The 23,246-nt window shown below is 69.2% G+C and carries 21 protein-coding genes and 2 tRNA genes; 12 read left to right on the top strand and 11 right to left on the bottom strand.

Annotated features, from left to right (window positions below; genetic code table 11):
• The first annotated feature begins 34 nt into the window (after positions 1–34).
• The 5 genes from ACMCNK_RS21355 to ACMCNK_RS21375 all read left to right on the top strand — a co-directional run bounded on the left by ACMCNK_RS21355 (position 35) and on the right by ACMCNK_RS21375 (position 3,840).
• Positions 35–454, top strand: coding sequence for a hypothetical protein (locus ACMCNK_RS21355; protein WP_412738158.1), 420 nt, complete (start codon positions 35–37; stop codon positions 452–454).
• Positions 455–495: 41 nt separating this feature from the next.
• A complete protein-coding gene (locus ACMCNK_RS21360; protein ID WP_412738159.1) occupies positions 496–2,007 on the top strand; it encodes a replication initiator in 1,512 nt (503 codons plus the stop codon).
• 194 nt (positions 2,008–2,201) lie between these two features.
• Complete coding sequence (locus tag ACMCNK_RS21365; RefSeq protein ID WP_412738160.1) at positions 2,202–2,405, top strand: hypothetical protein; 204 nt, start codon at positions 2,202–2,204, stop codon at positions 2,403–2,405.
• Positions 2,402–2,590, top strand: coding sequence for a helix-turn-helix transcriptional regulator (locus ACMCNK_RS21370; RefSeq protein ID WP_412738161.1), 189 nt, complete (start codon positions 2,402–2,404; stop codon positions 2,588–2,590). The genes ACMCNK_RS21365 and ACMCNK_RS21370 overlap by 4 nt, the downstream gene beginning before the upstream one ends.
• 329 nt (positions 2,591–2,919) lie before the next feature.
• Positions 2,920–3,840 (top strand): tyrosine-type recombinase/integrase, encoded by a 921-nt coding sequence (locus ACMCNK_RS21375; protein WP_412738162.1) that lies wholly within the window; start codon positions 2,920–2,922, stop codon positions 3,838–3,840.
• 82 nt (positions 3,841–3,922) lie between these two features.
• Here the strand turns inward: ACMCNK_RS21375 and ACMCNK_RS21380 are convergent.
• The 6 genes from ACMCNK_RS21380 to gyrB all read right to left on the bottom strand — a co-directional run bounded on the left by ACMCNK_RS21380 (position 3,923) and on the right by gyrB (position 11,121).
• Positions 3,923–3,998: transfer RNA gene (locus tag ACMCNK_RS21380), tRNA-Ala, on the bottom strand.
• Positions 3,999–4,008: 10 nt separating this feature from the next.
• Positions 4,009–4,137: a DLW-39 family protein gene (locus ACMCNK_RS21385; RefSeq protein WP_242624868.1), complete on the bottom strand. Its 129-nt coding sequence runs from the start codon at positions 4,135–4,137 to the stop codon at positions 4,009–4,011.
• Positions 4,138–4,175: 38 nt separating this feature from the next.
• Positions 4,176–4,252 (bottom strand) — tRNA-Ile (locus tag ACMCNK_RS21390).
• 117 nt (positions 4,253–4,369) lie between these two features.
• On the bottom strand, positions 4,370–5,257 hold the full coding sequence (locus ACMCNK_RS21395; protein ID WP_412738163.1) for a DUF3566 domain-containing protein: 888 nt from the start codon (positions 5,255–5,257) through the stop codon (positions 4,370–4,372).
• Positions 5,258–5,260: 3 nt separating this feature from the next.
• A complete protein-coding gene (gyrA, locus tag ACMCNK_RS21400) occupies positions 5,261–8,935 on the bottom strand; it encodes an intein-containing DNA gyrase subunit A (protein ID WP_412740940.1) in 3,675 nt (1,224 codons plus the stop codon).
• 233 nt (positions 8,936–9,168) lie between these two features.
• Positions 9,169–11,121: a DNA topoisomerase (ATP-hydrolyzing) subunit B gene (gene gyrB, locus ACMCNK_RS21405; protein WP_412738164.1), complete on the bottom strand. Its 1,953-nt coding sequence runs from the start codon at positions 11,119–11,121 to the stop codon at positions 9,169–9,171.
• A gap of 518 nt (positions 11,122–11,639) precedes the next feature.
• On the opposite strand from gyrB, the gene ACMCNK_RS21410 reads away from it, so the two are divergent.
• Positions 11,640–12,206, top strand: a complete 567-nt coding sequence (locus ACMCNK_RS21410) for a hypothetical protein (RefSeq protein WP_412738165.1) — start codon at positions 11,640–11,642, stop codon at positions 12,204–12,206.
• A 10-nt stretch (positions 12,207–12,216) separates the two neighbouring features.
• Here ACMCNK_RS21410 and ACMCNK_RS21415 read toward each other — a convergent pair whose 3' ends face one another.
• The 5 genes from ACMCNK_RS21415 to dnaA all read right to left on the bottom strand — a co-directional run bounded on the left by ACMCNK_RS21415 (position 12,217) and on the right by dnaA (position 18,770).
• Positions 12,217–12,768 carry a DUF721 domain-containing protein gene (locus ACMCNK_RS21415; protein WP_412738166.1) on the bottom strand — a complete coding sequence of 184 codons (552 nt, stop codon included), beginning with the start codon at positions 12,766–12,768 and terminating at the stop codon, positions 12,217–12,219.
• A 148-nt stretch (positions 12,769–12,916) separates the two neighbouring features.
• Complete coding sequence (recF, locus tag ACMCNK_RS21420) at positions 12,917–14,047, bottom strand: DNA replication/repair protein RecF (RefSeq protein WP_412738167.1); 1,131 nt, start codon at positions 14,045–14,047, stop codon at positions 12,917–12,919.
• A 7-nt stretch (positions 14,048–14,054) separates the two neighbouring features.
• Entirely contained in the window at positions 14,055–14,927 is an 873-nt protein-coding gene (gene gnd / locus ACMCNK_RS21425) for a phosphogluconate dehydrogenase (NAD(+)-dependent, decarboxylating) (protein ID WP_412738168.1), read from the bottom strand.
• A gap of 35 nt (positions 14,928–14,962) precedes the next feature.
• Entirely contained in the window at positions 14,963–16,096 is a 1,134-nt protein-coding gene (gene dnaN / locus ACMCNK_RS21430) for a DNA polymerase III subunit beta (RefSeq protein ID WP_412738169.1), read from the bottom strand.
• Positions 16,097–16,865: 769 nt separating this feature from the next.
• The gene (gene dnaA, locus ACMCNK_RS21435) at positions 16,866–18,770 is read right to left on the bottom strand and encodes a chromosomal replication initiator protein DnaA (RefSeq protein WP_412738170.1); all 1,905 of its coding nucleotides are present in this window, start codon (positions 18,768–18,770) and stop codon (positions 16,866–16,868) included.
• A 558-nt stretch (positions 18,771–19,328) separates the two neighbouring features.
• Between dnaA and rpmH the strand changes: the two genes are divergently transcribed.
• From rpmH to rsmG, 6 genes are all read left to right on the top strand, one after another.
• Positions 19,329–19,466, top strand: a complete 138-nt coding sequence (gene rpmH, locus ACMCNK_RS21440; RefSeq protein WP_133873797.1) for a 50S ribosomal protein L34 — start codon at positions 19,329–19,331, stop codon at positions 19,464–19,466.
• 37 nt (positions 19,467–19,503) lie between these two features.
• Complete coding sequence (gene rnpA / locus ACMCNK_RS21445) at positions 19,504–19,890, top strand: ribonuclease P protein component (RefSeq protein WP_412738171.1); 387 nt, start codon at positions 19,504–19,506, stop codon at positions 19,888–19,890.
• A gap of 128 nt (positions 19,891–20,018) precedes the next feature.
• Complete coding sequence (gene yidD / locus ACMCNK_RS21450; protein ID WP_412738172.1) at positions 20,019–20,255, top strand: membrane protein insertion efficiency factor YidD; 237 nt, start codon at positions 20,019–20,021, stop codon at positions 20,253–20,255.
• 1 nt (position 20,256) lies between these two features.
• A complete protein-coding gene (gene yidC, locus ACMCNK_RS21455) occupies positions 20,257–21,291 on the top strand; it encodes a membrane protein insertase YidC (RefSeq protein ID WP_412738173.1) in 1,035 nt (344 codons plus the stop codon).
• 129 nt (positions 21,292–21,420) lie between these two features.
• Positions 21,421–22,017 (top strand): protein jag, encoded by a 597-nt coding sequence (locus ACMCNK_RS21460; protein ID WP_412738174.1) that lies wholly within the window; start codon positions 21,421–21,423, stop codon positions 22,015–22,017.
• 4 nt (positions 22,018–22,021) lie between these two features.
• The gene (gene rsmG, locus ACMCNK_RS21465; RefSeq protein WP_412738175.1) at positions 22,022–22,891 is read left to right on the top strand and encodes a 16S rRNA (guanine(527)-N(7))-methyltransferase RsmG; all 870 of its coding nucleotides are present in this window, start codon (positions 22,022–22,024) and stop codon (positions 22,889–22,891) included.
• Positions 22,892–23,246: the final 355 nt, after the last annotated feature.

The following is a 23,246-nucleotide window of genomic DNA, read 5'->3' on the forward strand; positions in this document are numbered from 1 at the left end:
CTTCGACGGCAACCACCACCCGGAAGGACCCACCATGACCACTACCACCCGCACGGTCCACGGCCTCGTCCTCTACTACCTGCTGCGCGACGAGCAGGACCAGCACGGCGACTTCCTGCCCGAGTTCAGCCGCCAGCTCGCCGCAACCGTCAGCGACCTGCACATCGCGGACCCGTACCACTACAACCGGTCCGGTGACCTCGCCGCCGTGGCCGCACCGCTGCACACCCTCGCCCAGGTCGCCACCGACGTAAAGAACCGGACGCACACCACCGACACCATCCAGCACCTCACGGACGCCGCCCGCGACCTCGACACCGCACACCCCGCCCGTGAGTGCGGCTGGGCCGAAGACTGCACCGTCTGCCACCCCCTGGCCTGGCTCGGCGCACTGATCGACGCCTACCAGCGAATGCACACCGAACCCGCCACCACCGATGGAGTCACTGCCTGATGACCAGCTCGACGCTGCCTCTCACACCCACAACCTCTGTTGTGGGTGTGGGGGAGAACGCCGAGACCTGGCCGTGGACCACTGACCGCCGGGTCGAGCACCCGGACGCGCAACTCGGCTTCGACCCCGCCGAGACCATTACCGCCCGCGACCGGGTCCGCAGTGGCGACTACCCGGAATGGCTCGACCACGTCTCCGCCGCCGCCGCGTGCACCCGACCGATCCGCCTGTCCGGGTCGATCGACGTGAAGAACCCCGACGGCACCCTCATGCACACCATCGACACCGATTCGATGCCCGACGGCGTCATCTACACCCCCTGCGGCAACCGCCGTGCCAGCGTCTGCCCGTCCTGTGCGGAGGTGTACCGCCGCGACACCTACCAGATCATCCGGGCCGGGCTCAAAGGCGGCCGCTACGGGCTGCCCCCGCTCGGGCAGCACCTGGCCGTGTTCCTCACCGCCACCGCCCCCTCCTTCGGGCCGGTGCACCACCGCGTCGTGAAGACCCACGCCGCGGATTGCCGCAGCAAGGACCGCTGCACCTGCCGCGCCCAGGTGTGCCGCCCGTTCGGCAAGCCCTGCGATCACGGCCGCGAGATGCGCTGCACCTCCCGGCACACCGCCAGCGACCCCCTGCTGGGGACGCCGCTGTGCCTGGACTGCTACGACCACCGGCACCAGGTCGTGTGGAACCTGCAAGCCACCGAACTGTGGCGGCGCACCATCCAGGAGTTCGACCGCGAGCTGGAACGCCTCGGCAAGCGCCTCGGCGTGGACCTGCGCCGCCGGTACTTGAAGGTGTACGAGTTCCAGGCCCGGGGCGTCATCCACTACCACGCGATCATCCGCCTCGACGGCTACCACCCGGACTGCCCCGGCGCGATCGTCCCGCCGGACCGGATCGTCACCCGAGGCATGTTCGCCAGCGTCCTGGAAACCGCGTTCGGCAAGACCCGCTACGCCACCGCCGGCCACCCCGCCAACAACGGCCACGGCTGGGAGATGGCGTGGGGCGCGCAGGGTCTCGACATCGTGCACATCAACGCCGACGGTGACGACGCGAACCTGACCAAGCTGTCCGGCTACCTCGCCAAATACGTCACCAAGAGCACCGAGGCCACCGGCGCGATCTTCCGCCGCCTCGACGACATGAGCATCGAGCTGTACGCCGCCCCGGACACCCACACCGGGCGGCTCATCCAAGCCTGCTGGGACCTCGGCACCGCCGACGGCTGGCACCGGCTACGCCGCTACGCCCACCAATACGGCGTCGGCGGGCACATCACCACCAAGAGCCGCGGCTTCTCCGTCACCTACACCTACAAGCGGTGGGAACGCACCATCTGGCGGCGCACCCAAGGCTTCCCCCACCTGTGGGACGACCAACAAGCCGACCTCGTCGTGTATCGGCTCGGCTACCACGCCACCGGCTGGATCACCACCGGCGACGCCCTGCTCGCCAACTCCGCCGCCGACGCCGCCCGCCGCCGCGCCCAAGCAGCCCGCGACTACGCCGACGACCAGCCGTCGGCACTCCCCACCGCCGCGTGACACGTACGTGTCAACACGTCTCTTGATAATTCCACAGTGACTTGACCAGCCCGGCTCTACCGCTTGCGTGCGAGGGCCAGGCCGATCGCGGCGGCCACCGCTACGAACAAGGTTGCGAACAGGCAGCCCGACAACACCAGCAGGACCAACGCCGACATGCCCACACCCTAGATCAGCACCACCAGGAGCAGCCCATGCCACCAAGACCCCGCCCGCTGCTGGCGGTCCGGCTCATCGGACCCGCCGACATCGTGACCATCCACAAGGCCCAGCTCGTCGCTCAACTGACCGCCGCATACGGTCGCCGCGCGACCTGCCGGACCAGCACCCGCCCCGCCAGCCACGCCGGGGAAACCCGCGTGTACCTGACCCTGACCCCGAAGGAGGAAGCCCATTGACCACCCCAACCCATGACGACGAACTGTGGAGCATCCAGGAGGCTTCCAAGTACCTCCGTATTCCGCCCGGGACGCTCTACCAATGGCGACACCGCCGGACCGGTCCCCGCGCCTACAAGGTCGGCCGCCACCTTCGCTACGACCCGATTGAGGTTCGGGAATGGCTGAAAGGGCAGGCCGCGTAATGGCAGTCGATGACATGTGGTACCTGAAGAAGCGCGGCCCTGACAAGAAGCCACTTCCGTCCAAGCTGCACGGTAAGGGCAAACGGTGGCGGGTTCGGTTTGACGGCGGAACGCAGTATTTCGAGCGCCAGACGGATGCCAAGGACTTCGACGCCGCCCAGCGAGCTGGCGTGGCTCCCGTCGTTCGCGGCCGGGCCGCTCAACAGGTCCTGACGTTCCGGGAGTACGCGGACCGCTGGTGCGCTTCTCGGGCCGTGACGTGGGCGGTCGAAACTCGGCGGCGGATACCCGCGAATCTCCGGCTTCACCTTCTGCCGGAGTTCGGTGACATGAGGTTGCCGGGTTCGAACAACCCGACGCCGCACACCCGGGCGATCACCACGACGGCGATCCTCGAATGGATCTCACGGCGACTTGCCGAGAACACACCCAAGTCGTCATTGCGGCTGTACTTCGAACTATTGGATACCGTGCTCGCCGCAGCGGTCGCGGACAAGGAGGCCACCGAGAATCCCTGTGATGGCGTCAAGCTCGGTCAGATCCTCCGAGGCGTTTCCCGGGCACCGAAATGGGTGCCGACCCAGGATGACGTGCTGGCGCTATTCGACGCGGTTCCGCCTCGATACCACGCCGCCCTCTGGCTGGGTGCCGGGCAGGGACTTCGGATCGGTGAGGTTCTCGGCATGGAGGACGGTGGCCGGTGCGTCGATTCCGTTCATCAGGAACTGCACGTGGTGCAGCAGCTCCGCTACTCGCCACGCGAGTACGGCGGCTTTTACCTCAGCCTTCCCAAGGGCGTCCGCACCTTGGATCCGGCCGCCGCGACGGTCGACCTCGATCCCGTGGTCAGCAGGGCGCTCGCACACCACGTCATGGAGTTCCCGCCCACCGAATTCGAGCTGGTCGACCTCACCGGGCCTGAGCCGAGACGGCGGCTAGTGCCGTTGTTGTTCACCACCACCCGGGGCAACCCGTTCACGGACAAGACCTGGTCGAAGGAATGGTGCAAGTGGCGGGACAAGGCGGGATGGCCCAAGGAGCACGGCGGCTTCCACGCGCTGCGGCACTTCTTCGCCACCACGTTGATCAGCAACCACGCCGACCCGAAGGACGTGCAACGGGCGCTGCGGCACAAGGCGCTTCAAATCACCCTGGAGACGTACGTCCATTGGTGGCCTCGCCGGGAGCGTCGCCGGGGCGTTGTCGGGGCACTGCTCCAGGCGGCGGCGGAGGGACAACCGACCCAGTGATTGACTAAAGATCATTTACGATCTGTCGTAGAACTGTCGTACGTGATCTTGATTCCGCGTTACCGCAGGTCAGAGGACACTTTGGTGGAGCCCAGGGGACTTGAACCCCTAACCCCCGCCTTGCAAAGGCGGTGCTCTGCCAGTTGAGCTAGGGCCCCGGGACGGCCGTCAGCGCAGGTCGGTGGCCGTGGTGGCCTCGTGCCAGAGGGCCCGCTCGTCGCTGGATGCCTTGACCCGCTTGACGATCAGCGCAGCCGCGCCGACGACACCGGCGATGATCAGGAGCTTCTTCAGCATGGCTGGACCTCTCACGATCGGAGACTGCCAACGCACTGTGGTGGGGCTAGCTGGAATCGAACCAGCGACCTCAGAGTTATCAGCTCTGCGCTCTAACCGACTGAGCTATAGCCCCGTGCGTGCGACACCGAAGGTTACCGTACCCCGACTTCGTCCCTCAAATCGGGACCCCCGTCGTGCCGCCGGACCTGGGAGGAGTCGTCGCCCGGCGCGTCGACCCCTCCCGTACCGTTCAGTCGCGCTCCGCCAGGGTGAGCTCGATGCCACCCACCAGGTCGGCGCAGACGTTGTAGATGAACGCACCCAGCGTGGCGAGTGCCGTGAAGAGAACCACGTTCACCGCGCCGACGAGCATCGATGTGCCGATGACGCCCCACGCGGTGACCCGGAAGCCCGAGCCGCTCGAACCGCTGCCGCCGCTCGCGCTCACCAGGTCGCCCAAACCCTTGTTGATCTCCGTCCAGACGCCCATCGCATCCAGCGCGAGATACAACACCGAGGTGGCGACCACGACCACGATGAAGAGCACCACGGAGACGGCGAAGGCGAACTTCATCACGGACCAGGGATCGATCCGCTTGAGGTTCAGGCGGGCGCGGCGGGGGCCACGCGCGGCAGCCGACGAGACCGTCGAGCGCGCGGCGCGAACCGTCTCGGACACCCGGGCCGCACCGACCGCGGATGCCCCGGCGCCGGCCGCCGCGGCGGCGGGCCGCTTCGCGCCGTCGGTCGCCGTGGTGCCGGGCTTCGGCGCAGCGGTGCCGGGTGCCACGGGCGGCAGGACACCGGTACGGCCGGCCGACCCGTTGGGGGTCGCCCCCTTGCTGCCGCTCTTGGTGACGATCGGCACCGCCGCCGAGCCCTTCGCGATCGCCGCCGCCTGCGTGCTGCCGGGCCGGTCCGCCTTCGCCGGGGCGTCCCCATCGGCCGGCGGCTCGTTCGGCGGCGGGGCCATGCCCGGCGCACGGGTGAACTTCGGCGGGGACGGGGCATCCGCGGGGACTGTCGCGCGGCCGGTGGCCTCGCGCCCGGCCGGCGTGGAACCGTCCTTCTTCGGCTCCTCGTCGACCGGAGTTGCCGAGGTCCCCGAACTCCCCGACTTCGCCGTGGTCTCCGTCATCAACTAGTCCTGTTCGTCAGGCTCGTCGGCATTGCGAGCAAGCGCCACGATGGTTACACCTTCTGGGAGGTCCATCAGCTTGACCCCCATTGTGTTCCGATCCCGCGTGCGCCGTACAGGCTTCACGGGAGTCCGGATGACTCCACCATTGCTGGTGATGGCAAACAGCTCATCCTCCGGGCTGATCACCAACGCACCGACCAGACCACCACGACGCTCCGTGATCTTGGCGGTCAGTACGCCCTTGCCGCCCCGTCCCTGTACGGGGTACTCCTCGATCGGCGTCCGCTTGGCGAACCCGCCGTCCGTGGCGACCAGGACGTCCAGCCCTTCGCGGACGACCTCCATCGCCAGCAGTTCGTCGTCGCCGCTGAACCGCATGCCGATGACACCCGAGGTCGCCCGGCCCATCGGCCGCAGCGCCTCGTCCGACGCGTTGAACCGGATGGCCTGGGCATGCTTGGAGACCAGCAGCAGGTCCTCCGCCGCACTGGCCAGCGCCGCCCCCACCAACTCGTCGTCCTCCCGCAGGTTGATCGCGATGATGCCACCGCTCCGGTTGGAGTCAAATTCCTCCAGCCGGGTCTTCTTCACCAGACCATTCTTCGTTGCCAGCACAAGATACGGTGCGACCTGGTAATTCGCGATCTGGATGACCTGCGCGATGTGCTCGTCGGGCTGGAACGCCAGCAGGTTCGCGACGTGCTGCCCCTTGGCAGTGCGGCTTGCTTCTGGTAGTTCGTACGCCTTGGCCCGATACACCCGGCCCTTGTTCGTGAAGAACAGGATCCACGCGTGGGTCGAGATCACGAAGAAGTGGCTGACGATGTCGTCCTGCCGCAGCGTCGCCCCGCTCACGCCCTTGCCGCCGCGCTTCTGTGACCGGTACATGTCGATCTTGGTCCGCTTGGCGTAACCCGTTCGGGTGATGGTCACCACGACGTCCTCGCGGGCGATGAGGTCCTCCATCGAGACCTCGCCGTCGAACGGGATGATCTGGGTGAGCCGTTCGTCACCCCACCGGTCGACGATCTCCTTCAGCTCCTGCGAGATGATGGCCCGCTGCCGCTCCGGCTTGTCCAGAATGTCCTTGAGGTCGGCGATCTCCACCTCGATCTTCGCCAACTCATCGATGATCTTCTGACGCTCCAGAGCGGCGAGCCGCCGCAACTGCATGTCGAGGATCGCGGTGGCCTGCACCTCGTCCACGTCCAGCAACTGCATCAGGCCCTGGCGAGAGTCCTCCACCGTCGGCGAACGCCGAATCAGGGCGATCACCTCGTCCAGCATGTCCAGCGCCTTCACCAGACCGCGCAGGATGTGCGCCCGCTCCTCGGCCTTGCGCAGCCGGAAGGCCGTCCGCCTGCGGATCACGTCGATCTGGTGCGCCACGTAGTGGCGCAGGAACTGCGCCAGATTCAACGTACGCGGGACGCCGTCGACCAGCGCCAGCATGTTCGCGCCGAACGTGTCCTGCAGCTGGGTGTGCTTGTACAGGTTGTTCAGCACGACCTTGGCGACCGCGTCGCGCTTGAGCACCAGGATCAACCGCAGACCGGTACGCCCGGACGACTCGTCCCGGATGTCGGCGATCCCGGTGAGCTTGCCCTCCTTGACCAGCTCCGCGATCCGCTCCGCGAGGTTGTCCGGGTTGACCTGATACGGCAGCTCGTTCACCACGAGGCTGGTACGCCCCCGGGCGTCCTCTTCCACCTCCACGACCGCCCGCATCCGGATCGACCCACGCCCGGTCCGGTACGCGTCCTGAATGGCCGACTTGCCCACGATCAGGCCCTTGGTCGGGAAGTCCGGACCCTGGACGATGTCGAGCGCGGCCTCCAGAGTGGTCGCCTCGTCCGCCTCCGGGTTGTCCAGGCACCACTGCACCGCCGCCGCGATCTCCCGCAGGTTGTGCGGCGGAATCTTCGTGGCCATACCGACCGCGATGCCCTCGGACCCGTTCACCAGCAGGTTCGGGAACCGCGCCGGCAGGATCGTGGGCTCCTTCGCCCGGCCGTCGTAGTTGTCCTGCATCTCGACGGTGTCCTCGTCGATGTCGCGCAGCATTTCCATCGCGAGCGGCGCGAGCCTCGACTCGGTGTTGTGGCTGACGAAGCCGTTCGTCACGAACGCGTGGTCGTCGGTGTCGACGCGGATGCTGAACACCGGACGCACGCCGCCGTCCGAAAGGCCGGCCACCTCGGCGTAGTAAAAGCGGCCGTCCACCAGTGGCTCGACGACGTCCAGCACGCCCGGCTCGGTGATCCGCGCGGCAATCTCGGCGCCGTCCCGCTCCCAGCACTCGATGCGGTCGACGTTGTGCTTGACCAGCCAGTCACGCTCGGTCCACCGACGGGCACCATGCGTACGGATGAAGTCGCCGACGAACGGCACGTGGTCGCCGGACATCGCCGTACTCGTCGCCGGGATCGAGCCCAGCTCCGACTCCAGCTTCGCCTGCTTGCGGCCGAGGAAGCCGACGTGGAGCGCGAACTGACGGGCGTCGCGGCGGTTCGTGATGACGACCTTGATCTCGCCGCTCTCATACCGGCACTGCCGGGCCACCACGCCGAACTCCAGCAGCAACTGCTGGACCTCGGCCGCGAGACGGGCACTGCGCGTCGAGTACGAGATCTGGATGGTGTTGCGCGGCAGCAGCGACGAGGACCCGTCGCCCTCGAACAGAGCCTGCAGGAACGCCCGCTTCAGGGCGGCCGGACCGGCCCACACGAACGAGGGGACGAACTTGGCCGCGCTGCGCGCCCCGATCAGCTCCCCGAGCACGCTCCGACGCAGTGCGCCCAGGTTCTGGATGTCGAGCTCGTGCAGCACACTGCCGGACGCGATCGTCCGGCTACCCACGTAGCGCGGACCACCCACCGCGATGTCGTAGGCGGAGACGACCCGGGCAAAGAAGCTCGCGTCGACGTTGTTGAAGCCCGCGCGGCTCTCCGACGCCCATCCCTCGCTGACGAACGCTCCGGCCAGCACCGCCGCCTCGAGGTGCTCCAACATCGGCATGCCGACCTCGTCGGGCACGACCCGCTGCATGACAACCCGGTCGCCCGGCTGGATCTCCGCCAGCAGTTTCCACAGCAGCGTCGGCACGCCCGCCACGCTGACCAGGCACAGGACCGGGTGGTTGTGCGTACCGGTCAGCTCGAAGCCCTCGCGGGTGCGCAGCGTGAGCGTCGGGTGCTCGCCCGAGTGGAAGAATTTCGTGGCCCGGACCGGGTCGCCGTTGCGGTCGTAGACCTTGAGGTCGATGTCGGTCTCGGAGTTCGGCGCCGCGTCCGGGACGATGTCACCGATCCGCACCGAGCCCAACGGGGTCCTGACCAGGGCGTCCGCGGTCAGGCAGTAGCGCATCGCGGCAGGCGGATCGTTGCCCGGCGAGCCGAAGTTGCCGTTGCCGTCGATCAGCGGGTAGCGCAGCGACCACGGCTGCGCCATCCGCACCAACGCGTCGTAGATGGACGAGTCGCCGTGCGGGTGGTAGTTGCCCATGACCTCGCCGACGACGCGGGCGCACTTGACGTAGCCGCGGTCCGGGCGGAAGCCGGAGTCGTACATCGCGTACAGGATCTTGCGGTGCACCGGCTTGAGGCCGTCGCGCACGTCCGGCAGGGCCCGGCCCACGATGACGCTCATCGCGTAGTCGAGGTACGAGCGCTGCATCTCGACCTCAAGGCCGACCGGTTCGATGCGCTGGGTCACGCCGCCGCCGACGTCGTCCTGGGGCTCGTCGCCAGGGGTCTCGGGAGTGTCCGTCACAGTTAACCCTTACTTGCAGTGGAACCCGACATCAAGGGTCGAGCTACGCATTTCGCTGTGGATAACGTTGTGGAAACTAGTGGGGGACTGTGCATAACCACTGGTCGGCGTTGTTTCGATGACCGCCGACCCACCCGTCAGATGTCCAGGAAGCGCACGTCCTTGGCGTTGCGCTGGATGAACGTCCGGCGTGCCTCGACGTCTTCGCCCATGAGAACACTGAACAGCTCGTCGGCGACGGCGGCGTCATCCAATGTCACCTGGCGCAGCGTCCGGGTAGCCGGGTTCATCGTGGTGTCCCACAGCTCCAGGAAGTTCATCTCGCCGAGACCCTTGAACCGCTGGATGTCGTCCGGCTTGGCGTTGGCCTTCTTCTGCTGGCGCAGCGCGATGAGGCCGTCGCGCTCCCGATCGGAGTACGCGTACTGGGCGTCGTCGCCCTTCTTGTTCCACTTGATCTTGTACAGCGGCGGGGCGGCCAGGTAGACGTGACCGACCTCGACCAGCGGACGCATGAAGCGGAACAGCAGAGTGAGCAGCAGCGTCTGGATGTGCTGGCCGTCGACGTCGGCGTCGGCCATCAGCACGATCTTGTGGTACCGCAGCTTGGCGATGTCGAACTCGTCGTGGATCCCGGTGCCCAGTGCAGTGATCAGCGCCTGGACCTCGTTGTTCTTCAGCACCCGGTCGATCCGGGCCTTCTCCACGTTAAGGATCTTGCCGCGGATCGGCAGGATCGCCTGGGTGATGCTGTCCCGGCCGGACTTGGCGGAGCCGCCGGCGGAGTCGCCCTCGACGATGAACAGCTCGGTCAGCCGCGGGTCGGTGGACTGGCAGTCGGCCAGCTTGCCCGGCATCGAGCCGGACTCCAGCAGCGACTTGCGGCGGGCCAGCTTGCGGGCCTGCTGGGCGGCGATGCGGGCGCGTGCGGCCTGGGAGGCCTTGGTGACGATCATCTTGGCTTCGGCCGGGTTGCGCTCGAACCAGTCCGCCAGCTGGTCGTTGGCGACCTTCTGGACGAAGCTCTTCATGTCGGTATTGCCCAGCTTTGTCTTGGTCTGACCCTCGAACTGCGGGTTGGCCAACTTGACCGAGATGATCGCGGCAAGACCCTCCCGGATGTCCTCGCCGCTGAGCTTCTCGTCGTTCTTGAGGAGCTTCTTCTCCGCGCCGTACCGGTTGACCATGCTGGTCAACGCGGCCCGGAAGCCCTCCTCGTGAGTGCCGCCCTCGTGGGTGTTGATCGTGTTGGCGAACGTGTACACCGACTCGCCGTACGACTCGTTCCACTGCATGGCGACCTCGACCGCCATGCCCTCCTCGTTCGCGTCGGCGCCGAACTCGATCACCGACTTGTGGATGGCGGTCTTGGTGGCGTTGAGGTGGCGCACGAAGTCCGCGATGCCACCCGCGTACATGAAGGTGACCTCGCGGGCCTTGCCGTTCTCGTCCTCCTGCCCGGGACGCTCGTCGAGCAGGTTGATCGTCAGGCCGCGGTTGAGGAAGGCCATCTCCTGCAGCCGGCGGTAGATCGTCTGGAAGTCGAAGTCGACCGTCTCGAAGATCGTCGCGTCGGGCCAGAACTGGACCGTCGAGCCGGTCGTCGTGGTCGGCTCGCCCTTCTCCAGCGGGCCGGGCTTGGACGAGTTGTACTGCTGGCGCCAGACGAAGCCGGACTTGTGGATTTCCACAGCCATGCGGGTGGACAGCGCGTTGACGACCGAGACGCCGACACCGTGCAGGCCGCCGGAGACCTTGTACGCCGTGCCTTCGAACTTGCCGCCCGCGTGCAGAACCGTGAGCGCGACCTCGACGCCGGGCTTCTTGAGCTTCGGGTGCAGGTCGACCGGGAAGCCGCGACCGTTGTCGGTGACCGAGACACCACCGTCGGCGCGCAGAACGACGTCGACGGTGTCGCAGTAGCCGGCCATCGCCTCGTCGACCGCGTTGTCCACAACCTCCCAGACCAGGTGGTGCAGACCGCGCTCGCCGGTGGAGCCGATGTACATGCCGGGACGCTTGCGCACCGCCTCGAGGCCCTCGAGCACGGTGATGGACTCGGCACCGTATTCGTGCTTCTTCTCTGCCACCTCGGCCACTTTCTCGCGCCTGGCCCGTGTGGGCCGGACCCGGGGTCGGCGGGCGGCTTGCGACGCCGGCGGACAGGGCGCACCACAGACGACAACCCGCGGGGAGAAGGCGGACCACCGGTGGAGCCGAGCCGCGCCGGTCGCCGCGGTCACCCGCGGATCGTGATCGGCTGGAAAAATCGCGCAGCGTGACGGATCATCGTCATGCTGGCGTTTTCCCGGTCTTCGGCGATTCTACTCCGCCGGAGCGAGTTCTCGAGGGTCCGGCACCCATTCCGGGGCCTCAGATTGCCGTAGCGGCTCGCAGGGCGCCATCCGCGTCTCCCCCTACACGGAAGTGGTGCCTGACCGCAACGGCCCAGGAATCCGGCGCCGCCCGGTGGGGCGCGCCTGCCGCACCCGAGGGCCACGCGCTGCGACACTGCCTCACGGCCACCGGTGGCGGTGTCGTAACCTCCCCGCGCGGGCCGGTGTACGGCCGGACGGCCGCAAGGGTAGGTCGAGGAGGTGGCCCCCCAATGGCGCACGACAAGGGCCTGGACAACGTCGCGGTGCGCTGGCCGCGGACGAACCAGTTCTACGACCCGGTGGCGCCCGCCGAGTTCGTCGACTTCGGCGGCATCGCGGAGGCGCCCGAGATCGCGGCGCCGACCGGCGCGCTCGCGCTGCACATCGCGAAGACCGGTACGGTGCGGGCGACCGCGTACACGGAGCTGGTCGACCTTCTCCTGGGGCTGGACGGGGTCCTGTACGCGACCGACGCGGCCGCGGAGGACGAGGACCCGGTGATCGACCCGGACGGCTGCGCGTGGATCGCCGGCGGGCTCGAACGGTTCGTCGAGGGGCATCACGAGTACGGCGACCTGGTCACGTTCGACAGCGTGGCGGGCGTGCTGCGGGCGGCCGTGGCGGGCGGGCGGCTCGCGGAGCAGCAGCTTCGCTGGCTGGACCACCGGCTGGCTGCGCTGCGCGACGACGCGGGCAATGCGCCGCACTGGAGTTTCGCCCGTACGGAGCTTGCCGTGCTGGCCGGCTTCTACCGCCGGTGTGCGGAGCGCGGCTTCGCCATCTTCGCCGACTACTGAGCCGGACGGGTCAGCCGTACGTGTCGCGGGGGCCCCGGCCCTGGACTCGGCGCGGGCCGCGGCTCCATGAGGGTGCGGCCGGGCCGTGGATGTTCAGCCGGGTGACGACGTTGTTGCCGACCTCGGCGGCGATGCGCTTGAGCAGGTTCGCGGCGAGCAGACGCAGTTGGGTGGCCCAGGCCGTGGACTCGGCCTCGACCGTGAGCACGCCCGCGTCGAGTTTGACCGGGTGGCTGTGGGCGGCGATGTCCGGGCCGACGACCTTCTCCCAGGCACCGAACACCGTGGCCTCGGCCGCGGGCTTCTGCCAGCCGCGTTGCTTCATCAGCCGTTGCAGGACGTCGCCGAACAGCTGCGGGTCCCTCGGGTCGGGTCCGGGCCCCGAGTAGCCGCGCAGCCGACGACCGCCTCCGTCGGCCCCGCCACCGGACCGGCGCGTACGCGGGGCGGCACGGCGCCGGGCCAGCGCCGCGTCCAGCACGGCACGGGCCAGTTCCGGACCGGCCGGACCGTCGTGGCCGCTCACCTCTGGGGTGCCCGCTGGACCGTCCTGCCCGCTCACTCTCGCCGTGCCTGACGGACCGGCGTGGCCGCTCGCGCCGGCGGGAACGGCGTGGCCTGTGGGGCCGCGTTGGTGGGACTGCCCCGTGGCGTGCGCTGCCGCGTCGGGGGCTCCGCCGGCTCGCCGGCTCGGACGGGCGTCTGCGGGGTCAGGCGGCACGGGTCACCGTCCCGGGTGCGACGTCGTAACGGGCGCCGCGCAGCGCGGCGGGCACGTCCTCGGCGACGGCGCAGGTCACCAGCAGCTGGCTGGCGTCGCCGACCAGCGCGGCAAGCCGCTCCCGGCGCCCGGCGTCCAGCTCGGCGAAGACGTCGTCGAGCACCAGCACCGGTTCGATCCCCTCGGCCCGCAGCAGGTCGTACGCGGCAAGCCGCAGGGCCAGCGCGAACGACCAGGACTCGCCGTGGCTCGCGTAGCCCTTGGCGGGCAGGTCCCCCAGGGTCAGCGCGAGGTCGTCGCGGTGCGGGCCGACCAGCGTCACACCCCGTTCGACCTCCGAGGCGCGGCGCTCCTCGAGGGCGGCCAGCAGGGCCAGCTCCAGCGCCGCGCGGTCGGGGGCCAGGACCTCACCCAACCCGGACGAGTACGTGATGGCCGCCGACGACCGGCCGGCGGCGACCGCGTCGTACGCCTTGGTCAGGTGCGGGGCGAGCGCGGTGACCAGCTCCAGCCGCCCGGCCAGCAACTCCGCGCCGTGGTGGGCGAGGTGCTGGTCCCACACGGACAGCGTGGACAGGTCCTGGCCGCGGGTGCCGCCGACCTTGCGGGTCAGGTACGCGGTGCGCAGCAGTGCGTTGCGCTGCTTGACGACCCGGTCGTAGTCGGCGCGGACCCCGGCGAACCGGGGCAGCCGGGCGACGAGCAGTTCATCGAGGTACCGGCGGCGTTCGGCCGGGTCGCCGCGGACGAGTTCCAGGTCCTCGGGGGCGAACAGGACCATGCGCAGTGCGCCGATGACCTCGCGGGCGCGGCGTACCGGGGAACGGTTGAGCCGCGCCCGGTTCGCCTTGCCGGGAACGATCTCCAGTTCGACGAGCAGTTCCCGTCCGTCGTGGACGATCGCGCAGCGGATGACCGCCGATGCGGCGCCCGCGCGAACCAGCGGGGCATCCGTGGCGACCCGGTGACTGTCCAGGGTGGCCACGTACCCGAGGGCTTCGACGAGGTTGGTCTTGCCGGTGCCGTTCGGGCCGACCAGCACGGTGACGCCGGGTTCGAGGTCGACCGCCGCCCGCTCGTACGAGCGGAAGTCGGTGAGCTCGACCCGGCGTACGTACATGGCTGCCTCAGCGCTTGACGGCGTGGCCGCCGAACTGGTTGCGCAGCGCGGCGACGGCCTTGATCGCGGGCGAGTCCTCCTGGCGGGAGGTGAACCGGGCGAACAGCGACGCGGCGATGACGTTGGCCGGCACGCCGAGCCGGACGGCCTCGTCGACGGTCCACCGGCCCTCGCCGGTGTCCTCGGCGTAGCCGCGGATCCCGGCGAGCGTCGGGTCCTCGTCGAGAGCGCGGTCCAGCAGGTCGAGCAGCCAGGACTTGACGACGCTGCCCTCACGCCAGCTCTTGATCACGGCGGGGACGTTCTGCACCAGCTCGGAGGCCTCGAGGATCTCGTAGCCCTCGGCGTACGCGTGCATCAGGCCGTACTCGATGCCGTTGTGGATCATCTTGGCGTAGTGGCCGGCGCCGTGCGGGCCCGCGTGGGCGAAGCCGAACTCGCCGGCCGGCTTGAGCGCGTCGAAGATCGGCCGGCAGTGCGCGACGATCTCGGTCTCGCCACCGACCATCAGTGCGTACCCGTTGGTCTTGCCCCAGATGCCGCCGGAGACGCCGCAGTCCAGGTAGTGGATGCCCTTGGCCTGGAGCCGCTCGGCGCGCGGGGCGTCGTCGGTGAACTTGGAGTTGCCCCCGTCGATGACGATGTCACCGGGGAACAGCAGCTCGGCGAGCTTGTTGATGGTGCCCTCGGTAATCTCGCCGGACGGGACCATGGTCCACACCACGCGTGGCGCGGCGAGCTTCTGGACCAGCTCGGCGAGGCTGGCGACGTCCGAGGTCTCCTTGTGCTGGTCGTACCCGATGACCTCGAGACCGGCGGCGCGCATCCGGTCCCGCATGTTGCCGCCCATCCGGCCGAGACCGACGAGGCCGAGCTGCATGATGTCCCCCTACGTGTGCGTACTTCAGCTCAGTATCAGCGCGTTACCCGGATCGGCATGATCAGATAGCGGTATCCGGGCACGATTTCGCCGTCCTCGCCGGCGGGCGAGATCACCGCGGGCTTGAACGCGTCGACGAAGGACAGCACCGCGGTGGGGGCGTTCAGGTTCTGCAGGCCGTCGATCAGGTACTGCGGGTTGAAGCCGATGGTCAGCTCCTCGCCGGTGAACGTAGCCTCCATGGCCTCGCTCGCCCGGGCCTCCTCGGTGCCGCCCGCCTCGACCACGAGGCCGTCGGCGCTGAAGCTCAGCAGCACCGGGGTGGTGCGCTCGGCGACCAGCGCGACCCGGCGAACCACCTCGACCAGCGCGCCGACCTGCACGCGCGCCTCGGCGTTGTGGCTGGCGGGGAACAGCGAGCGCACTGGCGGGTAGTTCGCGCCGTCGAGCAGGCGGCTGGTGGTGCGCCGGGTGCCGCCTGCGAAACCGATCATGCCTTCGCCCGCGGTGCCCTGGGCCAGCGCGAGGGTGACCCCGCCGCCGAGGGGCCCGAGCGCCTTGGCGGTGTCGTTCAGCGTCTTGGCGGGCACCAGCGCGTTGAGGCTGACCTCGGGGTCGTCGGGTGCCCACTCGATCTCGCGCATGGCCAGGCGGTACCGGTCGGTGGCGAGCATCGCGAGGGTGGTGCCGTTCAGCTCGACCCGGACCCCGGTCATCATCGGCAGCGTCTCGTCGCGGCCCGCGGCGACCGCGACCTGCGCCACCGCGGCGGCGAACGTCTGCGCGTCGACCGTGCCGGTGCTGGACGGCATCTCCGGCAGCGTCGGGTAGTCCTCCACCGGCATGGTGGGCAGGGTGAAGCGGGCGCTGCCGCACACCAGCTCGAGGTGCGATCCGACGGCTGCGATGTCGACCGGTTTGGCAGGCAGCGCCTTCGTGATCTCAGCGAGCAGGCGGCCGGAGACCAGCGCGGCGCCGTCGGCGTCAGCCTGGACCTCGACACTGACCTGGCTGGAGACCTCGTAGTCGAAGCCGGAGACGTGCAGTCTCCCGTCCGCCACGCGCAGCATGACGCCGGCGAGCACCGGCACCGATGGACGGCTGGGCAGGCTCTTGGCCGTCCATGCCACGGCATCGGCGAGCGCGTCGCGCTCCACCCGGAATTTCATGCTGTCCTCCGCAAGGCTTCCTCTGTAGGGGCGGACCACCGAACTCTAGGGCGCGTACGGTCCCGCCGCGCGCCCGACCCCGGTGCTGAGAACTGAGCCTGACATGGGCGGGCCAATCCGAACCCATCCACACCTTCCCCAACGCTGATGATTGGTTTTTGTTGTCTTAGAAGAGATAACTAGTCGTCTTCATCGGTCCTGTGCACAGTGTGGAGAACTGCCGTTCGTGCTGGTCAGAGAGTTATCCACCGGTGTCCGACATGTGGGTAACCCGGGTACGAACGGGGGTCTGCGTCCACAGTCGCCGAGCCGGGGACGGTTGTCCACCGCTGTCCACCGGTTGTCCACCGGAAATCCACGGGGGTTGTCCCCGGGTCTGGGGATAACGCCGCGACGGCACGGACTCGTCGTCCCCAGAACCTTCAACAGGCCATCCACACTCGTCCACAGGCGGTGGACAGTCTCGTCACTTTCCGTGTCTGTCCACATCGATTTCCCCATGAGTCGTCCACATCTGTGGGTAACGCGGTCGACCGTTGTCCACGGGTGGGGACAACGGCTGGGGATAGCCGGTGGAAAACGTTGGCACGACACGTTCGTGTTGCAGCGTGTGGATGAGGCGGGACCGTGCTGCCCCTGCTGGTTCATCGGCGTGGCGGGGTGTGCCGGGTTCAGCAGGTACGAAGAAGGGCCGGCGCCGAGCGGCACCGGCCCGGGCGGGCCTCCCTGCGGCACGGGCGTGTAAGCCGGCCGGAGGGGCGAGAGGTACTCAGGTGTTCTGTTTGATCCGGTTGGTGAGCTCCGCGATCTGGTTGTACAGCGATCGGCGTTCCGCCATGTGCTGACGGATCTTGCGATCGGCGTGCATCACGGTCGTGTGATCACGGCCACCGAAAGCCTGGCCGATGCGGGGCAGGGACAGCTCGGTCAGCTCCCGGCACAGGTACATGGCGACCTGGCGGGCGTTGACCAGGACCCGCGAGCGCGAGTGGCCGCGCAGATCCTCCAGGCTGACGCCGAAGTAGTCCGCGGTGGACACCATGATCTGGTCGGCGGTGATCTCGGGGCCGGCGCCGTCCGGCATAAAGTCCCGCAGCACCTCCTCGGCCAGCGAGAGCTGGACCGGCGAGCGGGTCAGGCTGGCGAACGCGGTCACCCGGATCAGCGCGCCCTCCAGCTCGCGGATCGAGTTCGACACTCGCGACGCGATGAACTCCAGGACGTCGTCCGGGGCGTACATCCGCTCCTGGGTGGCCTTCTTCTGCAGGATGGCGATACGCGTCTCCAGGTCCGGCGGCTGGATGTCGGCGAGCAGGCCCCACTCGAACCGGGTGCGCATCCGGTCCTCCAGCGTGGCGAGCTGCCGCGGCGACCGGTCGGAACTGATCACGATCTGCTTGTTCGCATTGTGCAGCGTGTTGAACGTGTGGAAGAACTCCTCCTGCGTGCGCTCGCGGTTCTCCAGGAACTGGATGTCGTCGATCAGCAGGATGTCGACGTCGCGGTAGCGCCGCTGGAACGCCTGGGTCTTGTCGTCGCGCAGGCTGTTGATGAAGTCGTTGGTGAACTCCTCGGTCGACACGTACCGCACCGAGCGGGCGTGGCCGAGCGTCGTGGCGTAGTGGCCGATCGCGTGCAGCAGGTGGGTCTTGCCCAGTCCCGAGCTGCCATAGATGAACAGCGGGTTGTACGCCTTGGCGGGTGATTCGGCCACCGCGACGGAGGCGGCATGCGCGAACCGGTTGGACGACCCGATGACGAACGTCTCGAACATGTACTTCGGGTTGAGCCGGTTGCCGCCGTCTCCGCCGGGCCGCGGGTTGCTGTTGGGCGCCCGCATGTCCATCGCGCGGCCCGGACCGTTGTCGCCGGCGTGGGCCATCCGCAGCGACTCGTCGCGGCGCTCCGGCCCGGGCGCCCGGTCGTTGCGCCGGGGACCGGGATCGGTGGCCAGCAGGCGACCGGACTCGTTCGGCGGCTCGGGGTAGGGCGGTTCCGGATAGTGCGGAGACTGCCGGGGGGCCTCGCGGCGCGGCGCTTCGGTCTCGCGGCGGCCGGCGCTCTGGTGCGGGGCCGCCGGATGGGTCGGCGCGGGCGCGGGCATCTGGGCCGGCTGCGGCACGGGCGCGGCGAACAGCGCATCCTGCGCGTCGCGCGCGGCCGGCACCCCCCGGGGGTACGGGGTGGCCGGGGCCGAGTGCTGAGCGGATCCGGTCGGTGCCGCGCCGTACCGATCCGGGTCGAACTCGTCCGGCGGGTATGGCAGGCCGTCGGTGCCGTACCCGGACGGGGGTGCGCCGTGGTCGCGGTCGTCCGCGTAGTGGCCGGGCCGGTTGTCGGGCTCGGGTGCCGGGCTGCCGTAGCCCTCGGGAGGCGGGGTGCCGTACACCGTGCCGGGGTGGCCGGAGCCGTCGTCGGGCGGGCGCACCGTGACCGCGACCTGGATGGGGCGGCCCAGCCGGCGCGACAGTGCGTCCGTGATCGCCGGGCGCAGCCGCGATTCGATGACGTCGCGGGCGTAGGCGTCCGGGACGGACAGCAGCGCGGTGTCCTCGACGATCGCGCGCAGACGGGTGAGCCGCAGGTACGCCCGCTGCTGGCCCGACACGATCTCGTCGGCCAGCTCGTTCGTCGCCGCAGTCCAGACCTCGCTCAGGTCGACCGAATCGGCCACCGCCGCGCCACCCCCATCGCCACCGGACGCCCCGGTGCCTTGTCCGGCTTTCCGCCTCTGCCCGTCGTCACCCACAACCCAGCACATTCATACGTGCTTCACGTGCATGGCGCCGCCGGCTGTCCACAGGTTATCCACAACCTGTGCACACCTTGGCGGTCGCTCCCCGGCCGGATGGTCGGCAGATTCCCCGGAGCCTGTGCTGGCGCGGGAAAACAGGCTCACCGTGCCGAACGATTAACCGCCTTGTCCGGTTTTGGCCCCCTCTATGCGGTATGCGAATAGCGCTTGGGGAGACCGGCAAACGGGCACGCTAACAGCGCGGTGGCACCGGCTTCAACCGCCGTCCGCCCGTACGGCGTCCCCTGATGTTCATCGACGCACGCATCGACCGGTCTGCAGTTCAGCGGCCCGGGCACGGCAGCGCGCCATCCCCGCAGGTGGTTGACCAGCGAATTGGCCCTGCGTAGGGTCGAACGGTTGCTCCGCCGCGCTCTGCTAGAGTGGCGTCTTGCAGCCGATCCCCTATGCACGTAGCACGAAGACGGAGTTTCTGACGTGAGCAAGCGCACCTACCAGCCGAACAACCGCCGGCGCGCGAAGACCCACGGCTTCCGGCTGCGCATGCGCACCCGGGCCGGCCGTGCCATCCTCGCTTCCCGCCGCTCCAAGGGCCGCGACAAGCTGTCGGCCTGAGCCGACGCCTGTCCGGGCCCGGAATGCCCAGGTAATCGTGCTGGCCGCGGCGCAACGACTGCGGCGTAGCACCGACTTCGCCGCAGCGGTCCGCGGCGGCCGCCGAGCCGGTCGCAGCACGCTGGTCGTTCACCTGAGCATCCCGCCGATCTCTGACGAGCCGGCGCCTGCCGAGAGTTCCGACTCCCCGGCACGCGCCGGCTTCGTCGTGTCCAAGGCGGTCGGGAACGCGGTCGTGCGCAACCGCGTCCGGCGCAGGTTGCGCCACCTGGTTCGACCCCGGCTCGCCACGCTGCCGCCCGGCGCCCTGCTGGTGGTCCGTGCGTTGCCGGCGGCCGCCGCAGCATCCGGTGCCGCGCTCGACGCCGACCTCGGGGCGGCACTCGCGGCCGCGAGCGCGCCGCGCCGGGGCCGGGGCCGGTGACCGCCGACTCCCCGGACCCTTCGGCGGACGGGGGAACGCAGGCAACGGGGCCGGGCCCGACGGCGGACGACCGCGCGCCGGAAACAGGGTCGCGACCGACGGGACGCGGCTCGCCGGTCGCCCGGCTGATGATCGGCGCAGTCGTCGCGTACCGTCGGTATTTGAGCCCGGCACTGCCGGCCCGCTGTCGGTTCTACCCCTCGTGCAGTGCCTACGCCCAGGAGGCGTTGTCGCGGCACGGCGCTCTGCGCGGGACCAGACTGGCGATCTGGCGGCTGTTGCGCTGCCAACCCTTCCACCCCGGCGGGTACGACCCGGTACCTGACCCGACGCGTCGCCGTCCTGCCGATGTGACAGGAGCCTGAATTGAGTCTCGACTGGATCTACTACGCGATCTCGTGGATCCTCCTGCGCTGGCACGACCTGTGGGCCGCCATCGGCATCCCCGAAGAGCGGGTCCTAGGTACCAACTGGACCTGGGTCCTGGCCATCGTCTTCCTGGTGGTGACGGTCCGGGTCATCCTCTTCCCGGTCTTCGTCAAGCAGATCAAATCCCAGCGGGCCATGCAGGCCCTGCAGCCGAAGGTCAAGGAGCTGCAGGAGAAGCACAAGGGTGACCGGGAAACGCTCCAGAAGGAAATGATGGAGCTGTACCGGACGGAGAAGGCGAACCCGCTGATGGGTTGCCTTCCGATGTTCCTGCAGATCCCGGTCTTCCTGGGCCTGTTCCATGTGTTGCGCCGCCTGCACCCCGACAACACCAACAAGACGCTGTACGGCTGGACCGTCGAACAGTTCAACTCCGCCACGCACGCGGCGCTGTTCAACGCCCCGCTGCCCGCAAAGTTCGGCTCCACCCCGGCCGACCTGGTGGCGTTGGGCGCGCACAGCGCCACGGTCAAGGTGGTCGCGGGTGTGCTGATCCTGGTCATGATGACCACCACGTACATGACCAGCCGCCAGATGATCCTCAAGACCGGCTGGGCCGAGGACCCGCAGCAGAAGATGATCCAGCGCCTGATGCTGTACGGCATCCCGCTGTCCCTGCTGATCTCGGGTTCGCTGTTCCCGATCGGTGTCATCATCTACTGGGTCACGAACAACCTCTTCACCCTCGCCCAGCAGCAGTGGGTGCTGCGCAAGTTCCCGCCGCCGCAGATGGCCGGTCGCAGCTCGTCGGGCGCGCGCCCGGCCGGTGGTTCCGGCGCCGCGAAGGGCACTTCCGCCAAGAGCCCGGTCCAGCCCGCACGCACGGGCGGCCTGTTCGGCCGCGGCAAGGCGAGCGCGGCGGACGAGTCGAACAGCCCCGTGGTCGACACCAAGGCTCTCGCGCCCAAGCCGGGTGCCAAGCCGACCAATCCCAAGAAGGGCGCCAGACCGGCGAACAAACCCCAGGGATAGCCGGCGCGCGGGCCGCCGGCCCGCAGCGCGGCCCCCGCCGCAGAGACCTGCCCGCGTCGGCGTACGGACACCGGCGGCGCGGGAAACAGCGGACCGGCAGGTCCGGCACGAGAGTACGGAGATGACACCGTGACCGACACCAGCACGCCCAGCGCCGCCCAGTCCAGCGAAGCCGTGGACCCGGAGGCGGGTGGCGTTTCCGCGGAGAGCGGCAGCGCATCGTCGGCCGGCGGCGAGCAGGAGAAGCCGGAGTCCGGCTCCTCCGACAGCGACCTGTTCCGGCAGAGCGAGATCGCGGCCGACTACGTCGAGGGTCTGCTCGACATCCTCGACTACGACGGAGACATCGACGAACTGGTGTCCGGCGGACGCCCGATGGTCGAGGTCGTCGGTGGCCGGCTGCAGCCGCTGGTCGGCCAGCGTGGCGCCACCCTGGAGGCGCTGCAGGAACTGACCCGGCTGGCGATTTTCCGGGCGACCGGTTCGCCGAGCCGCCTGCTGCTCGACATCGGCGGGTACCGGGCCAGCCGGCGCAAGGAACTGGCCGCGGTCGCCCGCAACGCGGTCGAGAAGGTCAAGGAGCACGGCGACGCCGTACGCCTGGAGCCGATGTCGGCGTTCGAGCGCAAGTGCGTGCACGACGTGGTCAACGCGATCAGCGGCGTGCAGAGCGAGTCGGAGGGCGTCGAACCGAACCGGCGCATCGTGGTACGGCCGGCTGACTGACGCGATGACCACACCTCGCTTCGGTGTGGGTGACGGCGGCCCGGGTGCTGAACTGCCCGGGCCGCCGTCGTCTGCACAGCCTTCTGGTCCGGGCGACTCCGGCCCGCCTGCAGGCTCGATATCACCCGACCCTCCCACCGAGCTGGTCGAGTCTGCGCGGCGCGTCTTCGGGGATCGGCTCGCGGTTGCCACCTCGTACGCGCGACTGCTCGTGACGGACGGTGTGGTGCGTGGCCTGATCGGGCCGCGCGAAGCCCCACGGATCTGGGAACGGCATCTCATCAACTGCGCCGTCTTGGCGGATCTAATCCCTATAGGCGCTTATGTGGTGGATGTCGGATCCGGTGCTGGTTTGCCCGGTATCGTGCTCGCTGTGGCCCGGCCGGACCTCACCATCACCCTGGTCGAACCACTGGCACGGCGTACCGCCTTTCTGTCCGAGGCGGTGACAACGCTCGGCCTCGACGCGACCGTGACGGTCGTCCGTGGCCGAGCCGAAGAGGTCGCCGGCGGGCCCCCCGTCGCCGCCGACGTCGTCACCGCCAGGGCGGTCGCTCCGCTGGACCGGCTCGCCGGCTGGTGTCTGCCTCTCGCCGCCGTCGGCGGCCGGCTGCTGGCACTGAAGGGGGCCTCGGCCGCGGAGGAGGTGGCGGAGCACCGCGAGGTGATCCACCGCCTCGGCGGCTCGGACCCGGTCATCCGGTCCTGCGGGGCCGGCGTGATCGATCCCCCCAGCACGGTCGTTGAGATCGTGCGGGAACGGGACGTCGTGCCGCCACGGTCGAGGTCGTCCGCGCGGGCGACCGGTACGGGGCGGCCCACGCGTGGCGGCGGGGAACGCGGCTCCGGGCAAGGGAGAACGCGGAGGAGATAGATGGGCAGGCGGGGAGCACGCAAGCGAGCCGGACGAGTTCCACGCGCCGCATCGGGGCCGGGTCAACCGGCGGCACCGCCTGCTCCCGTATCTGCCGCATCCACCTCGGGCGCGGTAGTGGCGGCCGCTCTCGAGCCGATCGCGGGGGTGTCGCTCTCGTCCGCGTCCGGTGCGAAGGTGTCGCCCGTCCCCAGCGCCGTATCAGTCGGTCCTGTGGTGGAGCCACCTCCTCCCGCGCCTGAGCCATTGGGCTTCGGGGCGGCTTCTGTGACGGAGCCGGCGGATGCCGAAGCGACTCCCGTCGCGGGGCCGGCCGAATTCACGGCGCCCTCGGTTGTAGGCCCTGCGCATTTCG

It is taken from the genome of Krasilnikovia sp. MM14-A1259 (assembly GCF_047159535.1).
GTDB lineage: Bacteria > Actinomycetota > Actinomycetes > Mycobacteriales > Micromonosporaceae > Actinoplanes.